The organism is Pseudonocardia pini (assembly GCF_013870575.1).
GTDB classification, from domain to species: domain Bacteria; phylum Actinomycetota; class Actinomycetes; order Mycobacteriales; family Pseudonocardiaceae; genus Pseudonocardia; species Pseudonocardia pini.
Window position 1 is genome coordinate 1 of sequence record NZ_JACBXB010000515.1, and the last position, 4,027, is coordinate 4,027.

Sequence of the window (4,027 nt, forward strand, 5' to 3'; positions counted from 1 at the left end):
CTCGGAACGAGGCCCACGGCGGACCCGGCCTCCCTGCAGTGCGTGCCCGAGGGTCGCGGCGAGCCTGCTGCGCTCCCTGTGGCCACCGGTGCTCCGGTGAGTGGCGAGTGGGGTGCCTGTGGGTGTCGAGGGCGACCGGACGCGCACGGTGCGTACCGGTGGGAAGTAGTCAGCCGACACCCCGGGAGCGGCGACACGCCGCCGCCGCGACACCGTCTCGTTCCCCGCACGTGCCCGGCGTGTCGCCGACGCGACGAGCGGTCCCGGCGCCCGCGGGGCGTCGCGGGACCCATGTGGCGTGCCGGGCGCACCGGTCGTGACCTGCGTGGCGTCACGGGGTGTCGCCGACCGGGCACAGCGGCACCCGCGCGCATCGCGGCGGCCCGCCCGTGACAGGTTCGGTCCCGATCGGGGGAAGTCCGCGACACGGCCCGGCTCGACGTTGGCGAACCCCTAGATGTTGTGGTTACATCCGTGTCGTTCGCCTACAGCTTGGGTTTCGCCCGGGCTCGGGGGAGTAGAGTGGGGAGAGGGAGGGATCCATATGCGATGCCCGTTCTGTCGCCACTCGGACTGCAAGGTGATCGACTCCCGCGAGGTCGAGGAGGGCGCGGCGACCCGTCGTCGGCGCTCCTGCGCGGCCTGCGGGAAGCGGTTCACGACCGTCGAGGAGGCCGTCCTCGCGGTGCTGAAGCGCAGCGGCGTCACGGAGCCGTTCAGCCGCGACAAGGTCGTGAGCGGGGTGCGACGGGCCTGCCAGGGCAGGCCGGTCGACGAGGACGCGCTGCAGCAGCTCGCCCATCGGGTCGAGGAGGCCGTCCGGGCGGGCGGGACCGCGGAGATCCCGAGCCACGAGGTGGGGCTCGCGATCCTCGGTCCGTTGAAGGAGCTCGACGAGGTGGCGTACCTGCGCTTCGCGAGCGTCTATCGCTCGTTCTCGTCCATCGAGGACTTCGAGAAGGAGATCGCCGACCTGCGGACGGCTGCCGGGGAAGCAGCCGCATCGTCGGGCCGGTCCGGGCGGCGGGACGACCTGCCGACCGGGTAGTGCACGAGGGGCCGACGGAGTTCGAGCCGACCCCGACACGGAACACCCGCCACCGCCCCAGCCGGTGGCGTGGTGAGAAGTTCGGATGCGAATGAGGGAGAGCATGACGGAGACCGTCGGGGCGGAGCCCAGGGAGAGCGCTGCCGGTGCAGTGGCCAAGGGCTCTGCGGGGGGCAACGGGCGGAACCGCACCGCGAAGGCGGCGGCGAAGACCGGCAGGCGCGGCCTGACCGTCGAGCGGCTGTACACCACGCCCGGGGTGCACCCGTACGACGAGGTGACCTGGGAGCGTCGGGACGTCGTCATGACGAACTGGCGCGACGGCACGATCAACTTCGAGCAGCGCGGTGTCGAGTTCCCCGACTTCTGGTCGCTGAACGCCACGAACATCGTGACCAGCAAGTACTTCCGCGGCGCCGTCGGCTCCGCGCAGCGCGAGAACAGCCTGCGCGCCCTGATCGACCGGGTCGTCGGCTCCTACCACCGCGCCGGCGTCGAGCACGGGTACTTCGCGACCGACGAGGACGCGGAGATCTTCGCCCAGGAGCTCACCTGGATGCTGCTGCACCAGGTGTTCAGCTTCAACTCGCCGGTGTGGTTCAACGTCGGCACCGCCTCCCCGCAGCAGGTCAGCGCCTGCTTCATCCTCTCGGTCGACGACACCATGGAGTCGATCCTGAACTGGTACCGCGAGGAGGGCCTGATCTTCAAGGGCGGCTCCGGTGCCGGCCTCAACCTCTCCCGCATCCGGTCGTCGAAGGAGCTGCTCTCCAGCGGCGGCACCGCGAGCGGCCCCGTCTCCTTCATGCGCGGCGCCGACGCGTCGGCGGGCACCATCAAGTCCGGCGGCGCCACCCGGCGCGCGGCGAAGATGGTCGTGCTCGACGTCGACCACCCGGACATCGAGGAGTTCGTGGCGACCAAGGCCAAGGAGGAGGCCAAGGTCCGCGTCCTGCGAGACGCCGGGTTCGACATGGACCTGGGCGGCTCCGACATCACGTCGGTGCAGTACCAGAACGCCAACAACTCGGTCCGCGTCACCGACGAGTTCATGCACGCCGTCGAGAACGGGACCGACTTCGGTCTCCGGTCCCGCACGGACGGCGAGATCATCGAGCGGACGGACGCGCGGAACCTCTTCCGCGGCATCGCGCAGGCCGCGTGGGAGTGCGCCGACCCCGGCATCCAGTACGACGGCACGATCAACGACTGGCACACGACCCCCGAGTCGGGCCGGATCAACGCCTCGAACCCGTGCTCGGAGTACATGCACCTGGACAACTCCAGCTGCAACCTGGCCAGCCTGAACCTGCTGAAGTTCCTCGGGACGGACGGTCTGTTCGACGGGCAGAAGTTCGCCAAGGCCGTCGAGCTGATCATCACCGCGATGGACATCTCGATCTGCTTCGCCGACTTCCCGACGGAGCCGATCGCGGACACCACGCGGAGGTTCCGCCAGCTGGGCATCGGCTACGCGAACCTCGGCGCGCTGCTCATGGCCACCGGCCACGCGTACGACTCGGAGGGCGGCCGCTCGCTCGCCGCCGCCATCACCTCGCTGATGACGGGTGCGGCGTACAAGCGCTCCGCCGAGCTCGCCGGCGTCGTCGGCCCGTACGAGGGCTACGCCCGCAACGCCGAGTCGCACCAGCGCGTCATGCGCAAGCACTCGGCGGCGAACGACTGCTACCGCAGCTTCCCGGCCAGCTCGGCCATCCAGAAGCTCGCCACCATCACCTGGAAGGACGCGCTCGCCACCGGTGAGCGCAACGGCTGGCGCAACGCGCAGGCCTCCGTGCTGGCCCCGACCGGCACCATCGGCCTGATGATGGACTGCGACACGACCGGCATCGAGCCGGACCTGGCGCTGGTCAAGTTCAAGAAGCTCGTCGGCGGCGGCTCGATGCAGATCGTCAACCAGACGGTCCGCCGGGCGCTGGACCAGCTCGGCTACCAGCCCGAGCAGGCCGAGGCGATCGTCGAGTACGTGGCCGAGCACGGGCACGTCGTCGACGCGCCCGGCATGAAGCCGGACCACTACGAGGTCTTCGACTGCGCCATGGGCGAGCGGGTCATCGCCGCCATGGGGCACGTCCGGATGATGGCGGCCGTCCAGCCGTTCCTGTCCGGCGCGATCTCGAAGACGGTCAACATGCCGGAGCAGGCCTCCGTCGACGACGTCGAGAAGATCTACCTCGAGGGCTGGCGGCTCGGGCTCAAGGCCCTGGCGATCTACCGGGACAACTGCAAGGTCGGCCAGCCGCTGTCGGCGGGCAAGAAGGCGCGCGAGACCGCGACCGTCGAGGCCGAGCCGACGGTGGTCGTCGAGCAGCGCCCGGTCCGCAAGCGGCTGCCGAAGAAGCGCCCCAGCGAGACCATCTCCTTCACGGTCGCCGGTGCCGAGGGCTACCTCACCGCAGGCTCCTACCCGGACGACGGGCTGGGCGAGATCTTCGTCAAGCTCGGCAAGCAGGGCTCGACCCTGGCCGGTGTCATGGACGCCTTCTCCATGTCGATCTCGGTCGGCCTGCAGTACGGCATCCCGCTGGAGTTCTACGTCTCGAAGTTCTCCAACCTGCGCTTCGAGCCCGCGGGCATGACCGACGACCCGGACGTCCGGATCGCGACGTCGGTGCTGGACTACCTGTTCCGGCGCCTCGCGCTGGACCACCTGCCCTACGAGAAGCGCGCCCAGCTGGGCATCTTCTCGGCGGCGGAGCGGTCGGCGCAGGTCGAGCAGGACTACGGCACGCCCGCGGAGATCGACATCGAGACGGTGCGTTCCACGGTGGACGTCACGCCGGCGTCGACCACCCCGGCCGGGGTGGACCCGGCGCCGATCGAGGTCGGCAGCTCCACCGAGCTGCTCGAGCTGCGGCTGGGCAAGGCGGCGGACGCCCCGCTCTGCCTGACCTGCGGCACGAAGATGCGGCCCGCCGGTTCCTGCTACCTCTGCGAGGGCTGCGGCTCCACCAGCGG

Annotated in this window: 2 protein-coding genes; both read left to right on the forward strand. The window is 70.3% G+C overall.

Features of this window, described 5'->3' with window-relative positions; all coding sequences use genetic code 11:
* Positions 1-544 precede the first annotated feature (544 nt).
* Positions 545-1,048, forward strand: a complete 504-nt coding sequence (nrdR, locus tag H5J29_RS23670) for a transcriptional regulator NrdR (protein WP_181783238.1) — start codon at positions 545-547, stop codon at positions 1,046-1,048.
* A 103-nt stretch (positions 1,049-1,151) separates the two neighbouring features.
* Positions 1,152-4,027: vitamin B12-dependent ribonucleotide reductase (locus H5J29_RS23675; protein WP_181783239.1), on the forward strand; the 2,876-nt coding region annotated here is incomplete at its 3' end.